General features: G+C 34.2%; 20 protein-coding genes and 1 tRNA gene. 14 read left to right on the forward strand and 7 right to left on the reverse strand.

The features are described from left to right. Positions 1–40 precede the first annotated feature (40 nt). Positions 41–1,093: a cytochrome-c peroxidase gene (locus ATO12_RS05720; protein WP_051575638.1), complete on the forward strand. Its 1,053-nt coding sequence runs from the start codon at positions 41–43 to the stop codon at positions 1,091–1,093. Between the two features lie 158 nt (positions 1,094–1,251). Continuing rightward, positions 1,252–1,692, forward strand: a complete 441-nt coding sequence (locus tag ATO12_RS05725) for a hypothetical protein (protein WP_034239981.1) — start codon at positions 1,252–1,254, stop codon at positions 1,690–1,692. A 107-nt stretch (positions 1,693–1,799) separates the two neighbouring features. Here ATO12_RS05725 and ATO12_RS05730 read toward each other — a convergent pair whose 3' ends face one another. Beyond that, positions 1,800–2,222 (reverse strand): secondary thiamine-phosphate synthase enzyme YjbQ, encoded by a 423-nt coding sequence (locus ATO12_RS05730; RefSeq protein ID WP_034239984.1) that lies wholly within the window; start codon positions 2,220–2,222, stop codon positions 1,800–1,802. A 178-nt stretch (positions 2,223–2,400) separates the two neighbouring features. On the opposite strand from ATO12_RS05730, the gene ATO12_RS05735 reads away from it, so the two are divergent. Further along, entirely contained in the window at positions 2,401–3,213 is an 813-nt protein-coding gene (locus tag ATO12_RS05735; RefSeq protein ID WP_034239986.1) for a Cof-type HAD-IIB family hydrolase, read from the forward strand. A gap of 6 nt (positions 3,214–3,219) precedes the next feature. On the opposite strand, the gene ATO12_RS05740 is transcribed toward ATO12_RS05735, so the two are convergent. Next, positions 3,220–4,293, reverse strand: a complete 1,074-nt coding sequence (locus tag ATO12_RS05740) for a hypothetical protein (RefSeq protein ID WP_034239987.1) — start codon at positions 4,291–4,293, stop codon at positions 3,220–3,222. Between the two features lie 106 nt (positions 4,294–4,399). Then, the gene (gene lepA / locus ATO12_RS05745; protein ID WP_034239989.1) at positions 4,400–6,196 is read right to left on the reverse strand and encodes a translation elongation factor 4; all 1,797 of its coding nucleotides are present in this window, start codon (positions 6,194–6,196) and stop codon (positions 4,400–4,402) included. 262 nt (positions 6,197–6,458) lie between these two features. Here lepA and dusB point away from each other — a divergent pair, with 262 nt between their 5' ends. Continuing rightward, the gene (dusB, locus tag ATO12_RS05750; protein ID WP_034240456.1) at positions 6,459–7,451 is read left to right on the forward strand and encodes a tRNA dihydrouridine synthase DusB; all 993 of its coding nucleotides are present in this window, start codon (positions 6,459–6,461) and stop codon (positions 7,449–7,451) included. Between the two features lie 100 nt (positions 7,452–7,551). On the opposite strand, the gene ATO12_RS05755 is transcribed toward dusB, so the two are convergent. Both ATO12_RS05755 and rbfA read right to left on the reverse strand, forming a co-directional pair. After that, a complete protein-coding gene (locus tag ATO12_RS05755) occupies positions 7,552–8,754 on the reverse strand; it encodes an ABC transporter permease (RefSeq protein ID WP_034239992.1) in 1,203 nt (400 codons plus the stop codon). Between the two features lie 120 nt (positions 8,755–8,874). Continuing rightward, on the reverse strand, positions 8,875–9,267 hold the full coding sequence (gene rbfA, locus ATO12_RS05760; protein WP_034239993.1) for a 30S ribosome-binding factor RbfA: 393 nt from the start codon (positions 9,265–9,267) through the stop codon (positions 8,875–8,877). A gap of 54 nt (positions 9,268–9,321) precedes the next feature. On the opposite strand from rbfA, the gene mce reads away from it, so the two are divergent. From mce to ATO12_RS05775, 4 genes are all read left to right on the forward strand, one after another. Next, positions 9,322–9,753: a methylmalonyl-CoA epimerase gene (mce, locus tag ATO12_RS05765; protein ID WP_034239996.1), complete on the forward strand. Its 432-nt coding sequence runs from the start codon at positions 9,322–9,324 to the stop codon at positions 9,751–9,753. 143 nt (positions 9,754–9,896) lie between these two features. Further along, positions 9,897–9,970: transfer RNA gene (locus ATO12_RS05770), tRNA-Ile, on the forward strand. Between the two features lie 557 nt (positions 9,971–10,527). Then, positions 10,528–10,659: a hypothetical protein gene (locus ATO12_RS26585; protein ID WP_262482570.1), complete on the forward strand. Its 132-nt coding sequence runs from the start codon at positions 10,528–10,530 to the stop codon at positions 10,657–10,659. Between the two features lie 65 nt (positions 10,660–10,724). Next, a complete protein-coding gene (locus ATO12_RS05775) occupies positions 10,725–11,936 on the forward strand; it encodes a lanthionine synthetase C family protein (RefSeq protein WP_034239998.1) in 1,212 nt (403 codons plus the stop codon). Positions 11,937–11,962: 26 nt separating this feature from the next. Here ATO12_RS05775 and ATO12_RS05780 read toward each other — a convergent pair whose 3' ends face one another. Both ATO12_RS05780 and ATO12_RS05785 read right to left on the reverse strand, forming a co-directional pair. After that, the gene (locus ATO12_RS05780) at positions 11,963–12,856 is read right to left on the reverse strand and encodes a DMT family transporter (protein WP_081801978.1); all 894 of its coding nucleotides are present in this window, start codon (positions 12,854–12,856) and stop codon (positions 11,963–11,965) included. A 66-nt stretch (positions 12,857–12,922) separates the two neighbouring features. Next, positions 12,923–13,243, reverse strand: a complete 321-nt coding sequence (locus ATO12_RS05785; protein WP_034240001.1) for a hypothetical protein — start codon at positions 13,241–13,243, stop codon at positions 12,923–12,925. 92 nt (positions 13,244–13,335) lie between these two features. Between ATO12_RS05785 and ATO12_RS05790 the strand changes: the two genes are divergently transcribed. The 6 genes from ATO12_RS05790 to ATO12_RS05810 all read left to right on the forward strand — a co-directional run bounded on the left by ATO12_RS05790 (position 13,336) and on the right by ATO12_RS05810 (position 17,269). Continuing rightward, the gene (locus ATO12_RS05790) at positions 13,336–13,926 is read left to right on the forward strand and encodes a CGNR zinc finger domain-containing protein (RefSeq protein WP_034240003.1); all 591 of its coding nucleotides are present in this window, start codon (positions 13,336–13,338) and stop codon (positions 13,924–13,926) included. Between the two features lie 12 nt (positions 13,927–13,938). Then, complete coding sequence (locus ATO12_RS05795; protein WP_034240005.1) at positions 13,939–14,328, forward strand: RidA family protein; 390 nt, start codon at positions 13,939–13,941, stop codon at positions 14,326–14,328. Positions 14,329–14,378: 50 nt separating this feature from the next. Beyond that, complete coding sequence (locus tag ATO12_RS25960) at positions 14,379–14,522, forward strand: hypothetical protein (protein ID WP_165583340.1); 144 nt, start codon at positions 14,379–14,381, stop codon at positions 14,520–14,522. 161 nt (positions 14,523–14,683) lie between these two features. After that, positions 14,684–15,445 (forward strand): 2-keto-4-pentenoate hydratase, encoded by a 762-nt coding sequence (locus ATO12_RS24640; protein ID WP_131248780.1) that lies wholly within the window; start codon positions 14,684–14,686, stop codon positions 15,443–15,445. An 82-nt stretch (positions 15,446–15,527) separates the two neighbouring features. Beyond that, a complete protein-coding gene (locus ATO12_RS05805; protein WP_034240008.1) occupies positions 15,528–16,430 on the forward strand; it encodes a PhzF family isomerase in 903 nt (300 codons plus the stop codon). Then, the gene (locus tag ATO12_RS05810) at positions 16,427–17,269 is read left to right on the forward strand and encodes a PhzF family phenazine biosynthesis protein (protein WP_034240009.1); all 843 of its coding nucleotides are present in this window, start codon (positions 16,427–16,429) and stop codon (positions 17,267–17,269) included. Before ATO12_RS05805 ends, ATO12_RS05810 begins: the two co-directional genes overlap by 4 nt. The last annotated feature ends 4 nt before the right edge of the window (positions 17,270–17,273 follow it).

The following is a 17,273-nucleotide window of genomic DNA, read 5'->3' on the forward strand; positions in this document are numbered from 1 at the left end:
CCAACTTGAACATATATATATTAACACAAAAAACAATACTATGAAAAACTTACTTCAATGGGGGGTAATCCTTGCAGTATGTATAGGATGTAAAAACGATTCTAAACAAAAAAGCAAAGATTACATTCCTGTCTCCTCAATCGGAAATAAAGCAGTTACGGTATCAGAAGCTGATAAGAAAGCTCGAGAAATTTTTGGTGTATTACCCAAAATAGCAGAAAACCCAGATAATCCCATAACTCATGAGAAAGTAACCCTGGGTAAAACACTTTATTATGACAAACGACTTTCTAAAGACAATACACAAAGTTGCAATACCTGTCATAATCTAAAGACATATGGAGTTGACAATCAGCCTTTTTCGATAGGTAACGATGGTAAACCAGGAGGGCGCAACTCTCCTACAACTCTAAATGCAGCACTACATATGGCCCAATTTTGGGATGGGCGAGAACCCGATGTTGAAGCACAAGCCGGAGGCCCTATACTAAATCCAATAGAAATGGCAATGCCTAGCGAAACAGCAGTAGTGGATCGAATATCAAAAATCGAAGAATATGTTGAGCTTTTTGCCAAAGCTTTTCCAGAAGAGAAAGCCCCAATAACCTACAGAAACATAGAAAAAGCCATTGGTGCTTTTGAGCGAAAACTAATTACTCCTTCTAAGTTTAACAAATACATGGCCGGTGATGGTTCTGCGTTAAACAAATATGAAAAGAAAGGTATGGAAACTTTTATAAGTGTTGGTTGTATTACTTGCCATACAGGAGCATTACTGGGAGGTAATATGTATCAAAAATTCGGACTTACTGTAAATTATTGGGAGTATACAGACAGTGAAAAAATAGATAACGGTAGGTTTGACCTCACTAAAAATGAAGCCGATAAATATATGTTTAAAGTGCCTTCGTTGCTTAACATAGAAAAAACAGCTCCTTACTTTCATGATGGCAGTGTTAAAGATCTTAAAAAAGCGATTGCAATTATGGGAGAAACTCAATTAAATCAAAAATTAAATCCGCAGCAGATTAACGAGATTCATCTATTTTTAGAAACCTTAACAGGAGAGGTCCCAGAGGAAGCTTTAGAATAAACTGGATATATCATGTATACCTAAACTTATTATGAGTAACAATAAGTGTAAATAGACAAAGCGTTTTGTAGAATAAGTCTAAATAAAGACTCCTATCTTATCAGGATGAGGCTTTTTTATGCATTATATGTACCTTTGAATAAACTAAACACATCATTATGTACGAAGCTATTCAAATCGTCCATTCGTATTGGGCTTATCTTGTTGTTCTTATCGTTACACTAGCCACTATTAATGCCCTTGCTGGTTTTTTTACCAAAAGAGAATATGCTCCAAAAGACTTTAGAGTTTCTCTATTTGCACTTATTGTTACTCATATCCAGCTTTTAATAGGTATTATTATTTTCTTTGTATCTCCTATGGTCGTTTGGTTCTCTGGAACTCACAAAATGGGAGAAATTATGAAAGATGCTACATTACGATTATATAATGTAGAGCATCCTACGGTGATGATCTTAACCATTGTTTTTATCACAATGGGATACTCTAAACATAAAAAGAAACTTACCTCTACACCTAAATTTAAAACACTAGCTATTTTCTATACCGTTGCCTGGGTTCTTATGCTATCAAGAATACCTTGGGCACAATGGTTTTAGAATCGTAGAGTTATTTCAAATTATAACGCCAAATTAGGCTCATATAAACCAATAATGCACTAGAATGGTGCATTATTGGTTTATATAATCTTGATAAGTCCTAATCTTTATACCCCATTAGCGGTTAGAACCAATGTTCTTACTCCACCGTAATCTCTATGTTCACAGAGATAAATACCTTGCCATGTTCCTAGATTTAATTCTCCGTTAGTAATAGGAACCAAAACAGAAGTTCCCATCAATGAAGCTTTAATATGAGCAGGCATATCATCAGGTCCCTCATAGGTATGTATATAATAAGAAGCATTTTCTGGAACCATAATATTCATATGACTTTCAAAATCCTGTCGTACTGTAGGATCTGCATTCTCATTTATAGTAAGACTAGCAGATGTATGCTTAATAAATACCTGTAACTGACCTATCTGTATTTGTTTTATCTCACTTATTTCAGCAAGAATTTTAGACGTAATCAAGTGAAAACCTCTAGGGTATGATGGTAATTGTATTTCTTTTTGGAAAAATTTCATGGTATTGCCCCGACATAACTCAGGATTCCTTTAATTAATATTTAATCTGTCTTAACAGGTATTTATCAAACCTATCAAAGCTCTTTATTTACTAGCAATTTAATACAAATTTTACAGTTATAATACTCTGTATTTACCCTAACTCTAATACCTTTACCATTTAAAATTATAAATTACTATGGATCTATCACGAATCAAATTGGTTGCTACAGATATGGATGGCACACTTCTTAACACTAATGGTGAAGTAAGTCGTCGTTTTTTTGAGCTTTTTGAAGAGCTAAATAGCCTGGGCGTAACCTTTGTTGCTGCTAGTGGAAGACAATACTATAGTATTATTGACAAACTAAAACCAATTAAAGATGATATCTATGTCATTGCCGAAAACGGAGCTTTGACTATGCAACAGGACAAAGAACTTCAGACTACAGAGATCGATCGCGAAACGTATCTCGAATTGCTTGATATCGCTAAAAAATTACAGGGTTCGCAGGTAATAGTTTGTGGAAGAAAACGAGGGTATATTGAAGATTACGGGCAAGATTTTATCGATATGTTTAATGAGTATTATTATCGATATGAAATTGTAGAAGATCTTGCAGAAGTAATCGATGATCAATACCTAAAAATTGCGATTTGTAATCAAAAAGGAGCAGAAGAATATCTCTATCCTGCTTTAAAACATCTAGAAAACAAATTGAAAGTAAAAGTATCTGGAGAAATCTGGCTAGACCTTTCTCATAACCTTGCCAACAAAGGTCATGCACTACAACAATTGCAAAAAAACAATAATATATTACCAGAAGAGACCATGGTTTTTGGAGATTACAACAATGATCTCGAAATGATGACCAAAGCAACGTATAGCTTTGCTATGGAAAATGCCCATCCAAACGTAAAAGCAATTGCTAATTACTCAACAAAAAGCAATAATGAGAATGGTGTAGAATACATGCTACACAAGATGATAGAAGCTAAAAAAGCCCGTTAAAATTAACTATTTTATATCTTCCTGAGAGATTTCAATCTCAAAAGTAGCTCTTTCTCCTGTCGCTTGCCAAAAGTTAAAGAAAAAACTACCCCAATCCGGAGTTCCTTTTTTAGCAAAATTATCTAGATCTTTATTAATAGATGCAATCTTTTCGTCATCTAATTTTGAAGTAGAGATAACTACCGTAACTCCTTTAAAGTTTTTTTGAGAATTCTCTTCAGAAGGTACACGAGCTCCATTTTTTGTAATCAGATCTGCTGCTGTAAAAGTTGTAATTTTATCTGCCATAAATTTACCTCCCGCTGCAACTGCTTGTGGGTTTTCTGCTACCTGAACCGATTTAAGTTCATTTTCTTTTATTAACCCCATAAGGTATAATTCTAAATTCCCATAAGCAAGCGTGTTTCCTCCATTGGCAAAAGTGCCAAATCCTTCTTCACCATCTATCTTTCCTTGATAATTACCGCCTCCTAAATCAATAAGCTCATCAAAACCACCAAGTTGTCCTCCTACACTAGAATACCCCCAATGACCACCAACTGTGGTTGGGATAAAATTATAATTTGCCCAATAATGCATGATTTCATGTAAAAAGGGGCCGTTTTTAATATATTCTACTCTAGGCATATGAATAACACTCTTTAATACACCTTTAGAACCATACGATGCAGTATTATCGTAAATAGATGATCCCACACCTTGAACATCGTTTTTAACTTTCTGATTTACTCCATAATACAAACCATTAGGTTGTTCGGTTTCAACAGAGAGTATAAAAATAAAATCAAAATTATCATTTAAATACTCATACACCTTTTTAGACACCATAGCAAAATCACCATTTCCGGCAATAAATTTATTATAATCTGCTTCTGATAAAACATAGTTTATAAGTTTGCTGTCTTTTCCTAAAATAAAATTTTCTGCAAAAACAGTTTGTTCTCCCGAAGGGTCTGGGTCAACTCCAGTATCAGTAGAGTTTATAGTATCATCATCTTTACTACAAGACAGAAAACAAAAAATAAAGAAAATTATAAAAGATAAGACCTTTAGGCTCTGCTTTAATTGGGGGTTTAGCATAGGTAAATTCTTAGGTTATAAAAAAACAACGCTATAATAGGCACTTTATTTGAATTGCACAACAAATAAACTAAGCCTATTTATAAGGAACTAATAATCAAAATCTCTAGTCATTCAATTTTAATACTGCCATAAATGCTTCCTGAGGAATTTCTACATTTCCTACCTGGCGCATTCGTTTTTTTCCTTTTTTCTGCTTTTCTAGTAATTTACGTTTACGAGAAATATCACCACCATAACATTTGGCTGTAACATCTTTACGAAGAGCCTTTACGGTTTCACGAGCAATAAATTTTGCTCCAATTGCTGCCTGTATTGGGATATCAAATTGCTGGCGCGGGATAAGTTCTTTTAATTTTTCACATATTTTCTTACCTACATCATAAGCATTATCCTTATGCAATAAGGCAGATAGAGCATCTACAATATTTCCGTTAAGCAATATATCGACCTTTACCAGTTTAGAGGCTCGCATACCGATAGGTGTATAATCAAAAGAAGCATATCCTTTTGATACCGTTTTTAATCGGTCATAAAAATCAAAAACTATTTCTGCCAGAGGCATATCAAAAGTAAGCTCAACCCGTTCTGTTGTTAAATAGGTCTGGTTTGTTATTTCTCCTCGTTTTTCGATACACAAAGACATAACCGAACCTACAAAATCAGATTTGGTAATAATAGAAGCTTTTATATAGGGTTCTTCTACACGATTCATAGAAGAAGGGTCTGGTAAATCAGAAGGATTATTAACAATAATTATATCATCAGGATTTTTATTGGTAAATGCATGGTACGACACATTGGGCACTGTAGTGATCACGGTCATATTAAATTCACGCTCCAGTCGTTCCTGAATAATCTCCATATGTAACATCCCCAGGAATCCACATCTAAAACCAAAACCTAAGGCCGCCGAACTCTCGGGAACAAATACTAATGATGCATCGTTTAACTGCAATTTTTCCATAGAATTACGAAGCTCTTCATAGTCCTCTGTATCTACAGGATAAATCCCTGCAAATACCATTGGTTTTACATCTTCAAAACCTTCAATAGCATTTTGCGTTGGTGTTTTCGCATCAGTAATTGTATCTCCTACTTTTACTTCGCGTGCATCTTTAATACCAGTAATAAGATATCCTACATCTCCCGTTTTGATCACTTGTTTAGGTACTTGATTTAGTTTCAGGGTACCTATTTCATCAGCAAAATAATTTTTACCTGTAGCTACAAACTTGATCTGTTGTCCTTTTTTAATCTCACCATTCACAACTCTAAAATAAGTTTCAACTCCTCTAAATGGGTTATATACAGAGTCAAAAATAAGAGCTTGCAGAGGTTCATCAGAAATTCCTTCGGGAGCAGGAACACGTTCTATAATAGCTTCAAGAATCTCTTCGATCCCAATTCCGGTTTTTGCACTGGCAGGAATTACTTCTTCTGCATCACATCCCAAAAGATCTACAATATCATCTGTTACTTCCTCTGGATTAGCACTTGGCAGGTCTACTTTATTAAGTACCGGAATAATTTCCAGGTCATTTTCTAAAGCCAAATATAAATTAGAAATCGTTTGTGCCTGTATACTTTGTGCAGCATCTACAACCAGCAAAGCTCCTTCGCATGCCGCTATCGAACGAGATACTTCATACGAAAAATCCACATGACCAGGGGTATCGATAAGATTCAGTATATACTCTTCTCCCTTATAGGTATACTCCATCTGGATCGCATGACTCTTGATAGTAATCCCGCGTTCACGTTCCAGATCCATATTGTCGAGCAATTGTGCTTGTGCTTCGCGAGCAGTTACCGAACCTGTAAAATCCAATAATCGATCGGCCAATGTACTCTTACCATGATCAATATGAGCAATAATGCAAAAATTTCTAATATTTTTCATTCTTCTTTTTCAAATAAGTTTTGGGCGTGACCCGGCATTACATTATGGGTCGGGCTATCCGTGCTACACGGTAGCTTACTCCTATCCCTCACGCAATTTTCATCCTCTTAATGACTTGCAAATATAATCGATTTTAGAAGGTTTATACTATCTCTCTCAGTATTTTTAGATCTCACCCATTTCAAAAAAACAAGACTTCACAGGTCATAGAGATCTGTAAGGTCTTAAAGAATTTGTATTTTTGCCAAAAAAAAGATTTGCTGTGGCCAAGATAGGAGACATAGATGTAGGAGAATTCCCTTTGTTATTAGCCCCAATGGAAGATGTAAGCGATCCTCCTTTTCGTGCATTGTGCAAAGAGCAAGGTGCCGATGTAGTATATACAGAATTTATTTCTAGCGAAGGGCTAATTCGTGATGCTGCCAAAAGTGTTATGAAGCTTGATATTTATGAAAAAGAACGTCCGGTTGGTATTCAGATTTTTGGCGCCAACCTGGATTCTATGCTTAAATCTGTTGAGATTGTAGAAGCATCTGGCCCCGATATTATTGATATTAATTTTGGATGCCCTGTAAAAAAAGTAGTAAGTAAAGGTGCCGGAGCAGGGATTCTTAAAGATATCGATCTTATGGTTTCTCTTACCGAAGCCATGGTTAAACACACCAAATTACCTGTTACTGTAAAAACACGATTAGGTTGGGATCATAATTCTATTAGAATTGTAGAAGTTGCAGAACGGTTACAGGATGTAGGAGCCAAGGCCATCTCTATTCATGGTCGTACCCGGGCACAGATGTATAAAGGTAATGCAGACTGGAAGCCTATTGCCGAAGTAAAAAATAACCAGAGAATGCATATTCCCGTATTTGGCAATGGTGATGTAGATACTCCCGAGCGCGCTATGGAAATGAGAGATCAATATGGTCTTGATGGAGCCATGATTGGTCGTGCCAGTATTGGTTATCCTTGGTTTTTTAAGGAAGTAAAACATTTCTTTAAAACTGGTGAACATTTACCGCCACCAACTATAGAAGAGCGAGTAAATGCAGCGCGTAGACACTTACAAATGGCAATCGACTGGAAAGGTGAAAAACTAGGTGTTTTTGAAACCCGTAGACACTATACCAATTATTTTAAAGGAATACCACATTTTAAAGAATACCGTACCAAAATGGTAACCAGTGATCTCTCCCAGGATGTATTTGCTGCTTTTGACGAAGTACAGTCAACATTTTCAGGATTCGAGTTCGTATAATTTTTTGTTATTCAGAATCTAATTCATAAGATATTTTAGTTTGCTCATTTGTAATATAGTTTTTTAGAATAGTACTATATTACTTCAAACTATACAAGCATCAATTCACTAACTTCTGATTAATTCTACTAGAGGCCAATAAAGAAGCGATAAAACCGATAATAGTAATCGTAAAAAACACTACAACAAAGCTAATCACAGTAATACGAGTAGGATACGGTAACGAAGGTGTAATCATTAACAATCCAAACTGCTGCTGTAACACGATGATTATAAATCCTAATAATAAACCTAATACTGTGCCCAAAACGGTCATAAGCGAACCTTGAAACAGAAATATTTTTCTAATACTCGGTAGAGAAGCCCCTACATTATAAAGTGTTTTTACATTACTCTTCTTATCAATAATCATCATAATAATTGCTCCGGCAACATTAAACAAAGCAATAATAGCAATTAACGTAATCACCAGATAGGAGACTAAGTTCTCGGTATTTAACATTTTATACAATGTATCATTAAGCTGCATCCTGTTTTTTACAATCACACTATGATCAAAAATCTGTTGCAATCCTTCTATCACCACTTCTTCATTAGCATCTGGTAATAACTTAAGTTCTATATGAGTTACTTTGTCTTCTGGCAACTCTAACAATTTGCGCACTAATCCTGTAGTTGCAAAAATGTATTTTTTATCCAGTTCTTCATTTACACTATACACCCCAATATTTACAGCTTTCTCTGATCTAAATGCTTTTGAAGGATCACTAGGAATACCTTTACCCGGCTTTGGCACATAAATACTAAGCAGGTTTGTATAGGTTTGCTCTACCCCCATATTAAGTTCTCTGCTAATCCCATTACCCGCAACAATCTGGAAATCATTATTGGTTAGCCAATCTCCAAACACCAGTATACTATCGGTATGAATAACATTGTGATAATTAGCATCTACTCCTTTGATATAGGACATCTTTTGTTTACCTGCAAACTCCAGGAAAACACGCTCCTCTACTATTTCAGAAAAATGAGCAACTCCATCAAGTTTAGCTAGCTTTTCTTTTTGAGTATCGGTAAATGTAAATGTCTTTCCGCTTGACGGAAAAACCTTGAGATCGGGATCAAAATACGAAGAAAATTGAAGGCTAAAATCCTTAAGCCCTGCAAATCCTGATAACACAAGAAATAATGCCATCGCTCCTATAACTACTCCAGTTGCAGCAATAATTGTAATAATATTAATTGCGTTGCTGCTACCAGGAGAAAACAAGTATCGCTTTGCGATGTAGTATGAAAAATTCAAATCCTTATGATGAGCATTAGATGTGTATGAAATTTTAATTCTGCAATAAAGATAAGAGAAAAGAAAATTCTATTTCTTTTACTTTCTATGATTTTTCTATTTTGTGAGGAGTATTAAAAATTACTTCTTTTTACGTTTTTCGAGAAGTTCTGGATTATGAATAGGATCTTCTTTTCCTTTTACAGCTTCTTCTATATTAGAAATATACTCAAGAGAATCATCAATAAAATAAGATAATTCTGGCATACGACGTAATTGATTTTTGGTGCGCTGCGCTACCTGGTGTTTTATTTGTGATTTTACCTGGTTTACTTCTTTTAGTACTCTTTCTCCTTCTTGATGTGGGAAGACACTCATATATACTTTTGCAATAGAGAGATCTGTCGTTACGCTTACTTTGGTCACGGAAACCAAAATCCCCTGTACTCCTGCTTCACGTAATGCAAGTTGTATTACATCGGCTACATCGCGTTGTAATACTCCTCCAATTTTTTTCTGTCTGTTTGTTTCCATAGTGCAAAAGTACAATTTATATGTATTTTTGCGACATAGTGATAAAAGTATATTATGAACCATATCAATAAAATAGAACACCTGGGTATTGCAGTCAAAGATATCGAGCAAGCAAATACATTATACGAGAAACTTTTGGGAGTTGCTCCTTATAAGCAAGAAGCCGTAGAAAGCGAAGCTGTAATCACTTCTTTTTTTAAAGTAGGAGATAGTAAAATAGAATTACTGGCCAGTACCCGAGAGGATGGACCTATCGGAAAATTTATTTCTAAAAAAGGAGAAGGTATTCATCACATCGCTTTTGATGTCGATGATATCGAATTAGAACTCGATCGATTAGAAAAAGAGGGGTTTCAATTAATCAATAAGGTACCTAAACCTGGCGCTGATAATAAATTGGTTGCTTTTTTACATCCTAAAAGTACAAATGGGGTTTTGATAGAGTTATGCCAGGAAAAATCTGTTGATCAGGATATTACAAAATAAAAAATATCATTTTTATATTTCTTTTTCTATTTTTTAAAGAAGAATCAAAGCCTTTATCTGGTTTAAGAATAAAAGACAATTAAAATAATAGAAAAAAATGTTGGCGTGTTTATATCAAATCCTTAAATTTGCCCTCCGTTTTAGGTCCCATAGCTCAGCTGGTTAGAGCACCTGACTCATAATCAGGGGGTCCTTGGTTCGAGCCCAAGTGGGACCACATAGTTAAAAAGCTGTTTCTTGTATTAGAAACAGCTTTTTGTTTTTACCTCCTATCTTAAAAGTCAATACCCAAATAACAGGTGTTTTTAAAACCAAAACAGTGGTTAAGATTTATAAATATACCTGTGAAAATTTATAAATCATTAGCTATTCCTCTTGTCATAACAAAGCCTTCGCTTTTATCTTTACTCAAATCAAAAAATAGCTATACAATCTCTTAAACCTTGATTCTATCTACATTTTTTAAGCTATTTCTGGGTAAAGGAGGTTGTCATGTCATAACATATCTCATAATCATGAAAAAAATCAATTTTAAACTTAGGGACGATTTTATACAGAGAAAAACAAAAATGTATTAAAACAAATACCTCACTCTGATTCATGAATTTTTATTACAGAATTAACGCAAAACCAAATGAGTTTTGTAGCACAATATTCCCTCGCGAAGGATAGACATATTAGGTGAGTGTCTTTAATGGTTCGCCTTATACATATAAAATCATTCTAATTATGAAAGACAAAAAAGTTAGTTTAGGCAAATTAAATTTAAACAAAATGACCATCAGCTCTTTAGAATCTGTAAAAGGAGGAAAGATGCTAGAAGAAGCAGGAACAAGTATCAACACAAGGTTTACTGGGATTAAAACTTGTTGCAGTGGACAGTGGTATTCTATTGGCTGTAGATAAAATATAGTGAATCATTGAAGCAGCAAGATTTTTCTTGCTGCTTTTTGAACCAAATAAAAATGTTCATGACAAAAGACAACGTATCCATTTTAAACAAGATAAAAAGCACGATTGACAAAAATGAACGTAGACAAGATAATTTGGGTATAATTTCGGGAATTTCTGGAATCATGATTTTTCGTTTTTTATTATCTCGATTATTAGAGAGTGAAGAAGAGTTTGAAAAAGCAAAATCTTTAATTTCAGAAGGGCTAAAAAAAATTAATAACGGATATAACGATCCTAGTTATGGCAACGGTATCACAGGTTTCTTTTGGGCACTACAATTTTTAGAAGAAAATAATATTATCGAAATTGAAACCGATGATTTTTTTTCTCAAGCAGAAGATTTTATCTACGAAGTTATGGTTACAAATATCGAAAAGAAAAACTATGATTTTCTGCATGGAGCTATTGGTTATGGAGTGTTTTTTATTAAAAGATATAAGACTACCAAAGATGCTGTTTTAAAAAGAAAATATAGAAGCATAATTAATGAATTGATTAGTTTTTTAGACAATTCGAAGATTGAAAACCAAAAAGGTTTCATGTGGGAATCCTCACAAGAATCTGACATAGAAAATGAGACAAACATTGATTTGGGGCTTGCACATGGGGTTCCCAGCATTCTATATTTTTTATGCCTGGTATATGAAGAAGGTGTTGCTAATGAAAAAACTTCTCGCTTAATAAAAGGTACGTATAGCTATATCTTATCTACTAAAAATGTTTCAAAAAACATCATTTCCTTATTTCCCACTTATCAATATGCTTCTCAAACAAAAGAAGAGCACTTAAGTCGTTTAGGGTGGTGTTATGGTGATATCGGAATAGGTTTATCATTATTAAAAACAGCCGAGGTTACCAAAAATACAGAACTTGAAAAAGAAGCAATTAGCATATTAATTCATTCCTCAAAAAGAAGAGATCTAAAAGAGAATTCGGTTTTAGATGCAGGTCTTTGCCATGGAGCTTATGGGTTGTTTCATATTTATGGGAAATTATTTCATAAAACCAGCCAAAAAGCTTTTAAAGAATCTTCTGAATATTGGAAAAAAATCGGGGACAATATGGCTAAATTTGACGAAAATCAAGATATCTACTATCCTATTCATTTGGGTGAAAGAAATTGGTCAAAGCCTTTTAGTTTGCTAGAAGGTATGGTTGGGATCGGTCTAAGTATAATTTCGCATTCAACAAATTATGAAATCGAATGGGATGAATGCCTATTTATTTAACCAATTACTACACTCCAGAATATTTTTCATCTTTTCTTTTTAGTAAATCCAAATAGTAATAGACCAATAATTACTACACCTCCTCCTATGAGCTGCTCGGCATATAACGTTTCTCCAAAAGGAAATGCAAGTAGTACTGTAAAAAATGGAATAAGATTCATAAACAATGTCGAGGTTGTTGCACCTAATTTAACCACACAGAAATAAAATGCAGTATATGCGATTCCGGTTCCTAATATCCCCATAAATAAAATACTACTCCAAAAAGATACATCTGTAGGAACTTCGATTGCTATAAATTCTGGTAGTGAAAAAATCGCAAACAAAACAAAGGCCATCAGCGAAGTGATCGCGGTCATCACGACAGCATCTACATGAGGGAGATATTTACTTACAATAACCTGGGAAAGCGAAAACACAATAGCCATACCCAGGATATAAACATCTCCGATTTCGAACTGCAATTCTGCCAGCTTCCCAAAATCCCCTCTTACCAAAATAATAGCTACTCCAAAAAAACTAATCGCAATAGCAATCCATTGTATTAGTTTTACTTTTTTTCTTTGCAATAAAAAAGTAAAAACAGCAGTAATCGCAGGGCTAGTTGCAATAATAAGAGATCCATTTACCGCACTGGTAGTTTTTAGGCCAAGGTTAAAAAAGTATATGGTTAAAAAGATTCCGAAAAAGGAAGTAAGAAACATATACCACCATTCTTTTGCAGAAAACCTGATCTTAAATAATGAGTTACCAAACCTAAGGTATACAAGAAGAAACAACGAGACAACTCCGAAGAAAAATCGTAAAGCAGCCACACTTACGGGCGAATAAAACTCTAAAGCTATTTTTACCACATGAAAATTAGCGGCCCAAAAAAGCATAGTTAGTATCAAAAACAGAAACGTAATTATTTTAGTCATTATAGATATATGTTATTTATGGTTTGGTTCTTTAAGAAATTTTTAAACTGAAATGCATCCTTTATTTTAAAAGATAAACGTTTCAAAATGCTGTACTTCTTCTTCAAACTCAAGAAGAAAATCCTTGTCTCTATCATAATACTTTGCTTTGGTATAATCTTCTCCAGCAAAAGTTTTAATGCTCTCATAATCTCTCCATTGGGTCACCGTCCATAAATGGCAGATATCATCTTCAAATCTTCTTAAAACTTCTACACTTAGTATTCCGTCAACAGATTTATAATCTGCAATACCACTTTCTATTAAGTATTGCAAGTATTCCTCGGCATCTTTGGCATTAATTTTTCCATGCCATTTTCTCGTAATTACACTTGATTTATAATTCATACCACTAAAATTAATTATACTGGTGCAAATATAAAACAATATTTTTACTACCAAAACTTGTTTTACTGGTTATAATTATTTTACTTTGCACTATGAATAACGTAGAACATATACAAAATATCCTTTTAGACGGAGGACATCTATCCCTCGATTTCATCAATACGATTAAAGATAGACTGGTTGCAGATCCTATAGATTACCTTACCGGAAAAGAGGAATGGATTGCCTGGTTAAAACGTGTTGATATTTTAGAGGATAAAACATCAAATTTTGAAGAAGCCAGCTTCAATCTAAAGGAAATTATAAGAAAAAGAGAATTTTTACACCGTGTATTTCAAGGGCTAGTTTTTCATAGAGAAATCAAAGAAAAAGATCTTAAATGTTTTGATACACTCTTACAAAAAATAAGAAGGTCTACAAAAATTTTTGTCGTAGATAATAAACCCCAAGAACATTTAGAGATAGATCCAAATGATCTGAATAGCTATATTTTAAAAATTGGAAAAGCGGCTCATGAACTATTGATGTCTGAAGAAATAGACCGAGTAAAAGAGTGCGGTAATTGCGGATGGATTTACTTTGATTCTAGTAAAAACAAATGTAGAAAATGGTGTAATATGGATACATGCGGTAATGAGGTAAAAGCCAGAAAATATTATGAAAGCAAAAAAAATAAAGTATAAAACTATATAAAAATGAAAAACAGAAAAAACATTTCGTCTGGTAGCCCCTGGGAAGATATTGTAGGATACTCCAGAGCTGTAAAAGTAGGAAATATCATTGAGGTTTCTGGCACCACCGCTACTGGCAAAGATGGTAATATTATTGGCGTAGACGACCCTTATCTTCAGACCAAGACAATTATAGAAACTGCTAAAAACGTTTTAGAAGAGATGGGATATAGCTTAGACCATGTAATACGAACAAGAATTTATACTACCGATATCTCCCAATGGGAAGCTATAGGAAAAGCTCATGGAGAATATTTTGGGACTATAAAACCCACTACTGCAATGGTAGAAATAGCCAAACTAATTAATCCTGATATGCTGGTAGAAATAGAATTTACCGCTATAGCAGATTAACTATAAAAAATAAATTAAAAATTATTATTAATCCCTAAATACTCATAATTATGAATTGTAATGTAGAATGTTTGCCAAATGATTGTTCAGAAGTAAGAGAAAAGGGTACTATCAAAATTTCTATCCGATCTATTACAGATTGGTTAAAAACTTTTAGTGTTCCGGGAGCCGAAGATGCCTCGAGATTTAAATAGTATCTATTTCAACAATCTGTATGACATTAAATAGATCGCATAAATCATCTTAATTTATAAAAAAGAGATCAAATAGAAGATCAAAAACGAATAATTAAAGAATCTGCCGAGTTATTGTGTTTTAAGAGATGCTGATAAAAATTTAATTGAAACAAGAATTTATGAAAAATAAAGTCTACAGGTCAGAAATGATGGCAGCATACAAAAAAGAAGGTTCGCTACCATATCTGGCAGATTATGATATAGTATTAACTTCAGATGAAGCTTATCAGATTCAGAAATATTTGGTGCAGGAAGTATCACAAAATGATACCATAGTGGCTTACGAAGCTGGAATGACTTCTGAAGGTTCTCAGAAAAAATTTGGTGCAACCCAACCACTTGCGGCTGTACGATTTGCTTCTGGACTTCATTACGATACTACAGAAATTAAACTTTCCGAATTTCAAAACCCAATTCTGGAAACAGAAATCGGTTACCGAATGAAATCAGTAATCACAAAAAAAGTAACCTTAGGTAGCATAAAAGAATTGGTGAAAGAAATTATACCTATGATCGAAATCCCGGATATTAAACATCCTGATATGTCCAGATTAACTCAAAAAGATATGATCGCTACTAATGGTGCAGGTGCTGTAATTATTCAAGGTAAACCAATGAATCCCAATATAGATATCAATGAAAAAATTATAACCCTGGCATTGGATGAAGAAGAAATTAGCAGAGGAAAAGGAAGTGACGCTATGGGAGATCAATGGACATCATTAGTATGGCTAATCAACAAGACCTTGGATCAAGAATACTCAATTACTCCAGAACACATCCTTATGACGGGTACAGTTGGACAAATAGTACCACTAACCAAAGGTGCTTATACTGCTTTATACGAATCTCTGGGAACAATTGAATTTACAGTAGTGTAGACAACGTAGAGTAGATAAAGAATTTCTATACTACTCAAAAAGACATTGATCGTTTTATGGCGATTTAAAAAAAAACAGTAGCATGAAAAAATTCACCGTATATCAAATAGATGCTTTCACCAAAGAAAAATTTAAAGGAAATCCTGCAGGAGTTGTAATTAATGCAACAGGATTAGATGATACACAAATGTTGGCAATCGCACGAGAATTAAACAACTCTGAAACAGCATTTATCTTTCCTCCAGATAACAAAGATAACGATGGTGTTATACGATATTTTACACCTACGGTAGAGGTTCCTATTTGTGGTCATGCAACTATTGCCGCTATGTATGCCAAAGCCATATCCGAAAATCTTGATTCTTGTGTATTAAGGATGAAAACCAAAGTAGGGGTTTTACCATTTACTATCTATAAAAAAGATGATGATTATAAAATAGAAATGACACAAGGTGCTATCAGTTTTGAGCCACCTTTTAATAAAAAAATTCAACAGCAAATTATAGCTGCACTTGGGCTAAAAAGTACCGATATAGATGAAAAATGCCCTATTCAAATTGCTTCTACAGGACATTCTAAAGTAATGATAGGCATCAAAAGTAATAAAACACTTAATGCTCTTAAACCCAATAACAATAAGCTTAGTGGACTCAGTAAAATAATTGGATGTAATGGGTATTATGTTTTTACGTTTGATGCTACCGATAAGGATTGTTTGATTGATGGACGCATGTTTGCTCCGGCCATAGGCATAAACGAAGACCCGGTCACTGGTAATGCTAATGGTCCTTTAGGCGCTTATTTGATTCATCATGAATTGGTTACACATAATGGTAAAGAATTTACGTTTAAAATCAAACAAGGTGAAAAAATGGGCCGTACTGGTTATATGAATGTTCATGTGACCTGTGTATATAATCAACCAAAACAAGTACAAATTACAGGTAATGCAGTAGTTGTGTTTAAAACCTCAATAACCATATGAAAACAACAAAAATTCAAAAAATAGCGGCTTTCTCTTATAACAATAAAGGAGGAAATCCTGCCGGTGTTGTAATAACAGACAAAATGCCGAAAGAAGAAGAAATGTTTAGCATTGCTAAAGAAGTGGGATTCTCTGAAACTGCTTTTTTACATCCTAAAGATGACGGATGGCGTATTCGGTATTTTTCTCCTGAAATAGAAGTTGATTTTTGTGGTCATGCTACCATTGCTACAGGAGCTGGTTTGGGACAAAGCCATGGAGAAGGAACCTACAAACTGTTTTTAAACAATGGAGAAATCAGTATTGCAGTTAAAAAAACCGCAGAAAATGATTTTAAAGTAACATTACAATCACCAGAAACTTGGTCAAAACCAGCACCACAATCGGTTATAGATGATGTTCTTGGTTTATTTAACCTTCCTGCTACGGCACTTCATGCAGATTTCCCGATTCGATATGCTTTTGCAGGAGCTAAACATCTTATTCTTGTTGTAAACGATAGAAAAACGATAGCCGATATGAAGTATGAATTCGAAAAAACCAAAACTCTTATGCTCAAAGAAGGTCTGGTCACCATAAGTTTACTGTGGTTAGATACCAATAATAATGTGTTTCATTCCAGAAATGCATTTGCTTCTGGAGGAGTATATGAGGATCCTGCTACAGGAGCTGCCGCTGCTGCCCTAGCAGGTTATCTGCGTGATATACATTGGAAAGGAAATAGTAAATTCGAAATCATCCAGGGAGAAGATATGGGATCTCCATCACGACTAATAGTAGAATACACTCCTACAATCGGATCTAGCATAAAAATATCAGGAAGCACACGGGATATTTAGACAA

The organism is Aquimarina atlantica, from assembly GCF_000626715.1.
In the GTDB taxonomy this organism is placed as follows: Bacteria; Bacteroidota; Bacteroidia; order Flavobacteriales; family Flavobacteriaceae; genus Aquimarina; species Aquimarina atlantica.

Coding starts and splice junctions, on each gene's coding strand:
- ATO12_RS05720 (WP_051575638.1), top strand. CDS start 41: ATGAAAAACTTACTTCAATGGGGGGTAATCCTTGCAGTATGTATAGGA.
- ATO12_RS05725 (WP_034239981.1), top strand. CDS start 1,252: ATGTACGAAGCTATTCAAATCGTCCATTCGTATTGGGCTTATCTTGTT.
- ATO12_RS05730 (WP_034239984.1), bottom strand. CDS start 2,222: ATGAAATTTTTCCAAAAAGAAATACAATTACCATCATACCCTAGAGGT.
- ATO12_RS05735 (WP_034239986.1), top strand. CDS start 2,401: ATGGATCTATCACGAATCAAATTGGTTGCTACAGATATGGATGGCACA.
- ATO12_RS05740 (WP_034239987.1), bottom strand. CDS start 4,293: ATGCTAAACCCCCAATTAAAGCAGAGCCTAAAGGTCTTATCTTTTATA.
- lepA (WP_034239989.1), bottom strand. CDS start 6,196: ATGAAAAATATTAGAAATTTTTGCATTATTGCTCATATTGATCATGGT.
- rbfA (WP_034239993.1), bottom strand. CDS start 9,267: ATGGAAACAAACAGACAGAAAAAAATTGGAGGAGTATTACAACGCGAT.
- mce (WP_034239996.1), top strand. CDS start 9,322: ATGAACCATATCAATAAAATAGAACACCTGGGTATTGCAGTCAAAGAT.
- ATO12_RS26585 (WP_262482570.1), top strand. CDS start 10,528: ATGACCATCAGCTCTTTAGAATCTGTAAAAGGAGGAAAGATGCTAGAA.
- ATO12_RS05775 (WP_034239998.1), top strand. CDS start 10,725: ATGACAAAAGACAACGTATCCATTTTAAACAAGATAAAAAGCACGATT.
- ATO12_RS05780 (WP_081801978.1), bottom strand. CDS start 12,856: ATGACTAAAATAATTACGTTTCTGTTTTTGATACTAACTATGCTTTTT.
- ATO12_RS05785 (WP_034240001.1), bottom strand. CDS start 13,243: ATGAATTATAAATCAAGTGTAATTACGAGAAAATGGCATGGAAAAATT.
- ATO12_RS05790 (WP_034240003.1), top strand. CDS start 13,336: ATGAATAACGTAGAACATATACAAAATATCCTTTTAGACGGAGGACAT.
- ATO12_RS05795 (WP_034240005.1), top strand. CDS start 13,939: ATGAAAAACAGAAAAAACATTTCGTCTGGTAGCCCCTGGGAAGATATT.
- ATO12_RS25960 (WP_165583340.1), top strand. CDS start 14,379: ATGAATTGTAATGTAGAATGTTTGCCAAATGATTGTTCAGAAGTAAGA.
- ATO12_RS24640 (WP_131248780.1), top strand. CDS start 14,684: ATGAAAAATAAAGTCTACAGGTCAGAAATGATGGCAGCATACAAAAAA.
- ATO12_RS05805 (WP_034240008.1), top strand. CDS start 15,528: ATGAAAAAATTCACCGTATATCAAATAGATGCTTTCACCAAAGAAAAA.
- ATO12_RS05810 (WP_034240009.1), top strand. CDS start 16,427: ATGAAAACAACAAAAATTCAAAAAATAGCGGCTTTCTCTTATAACAAT.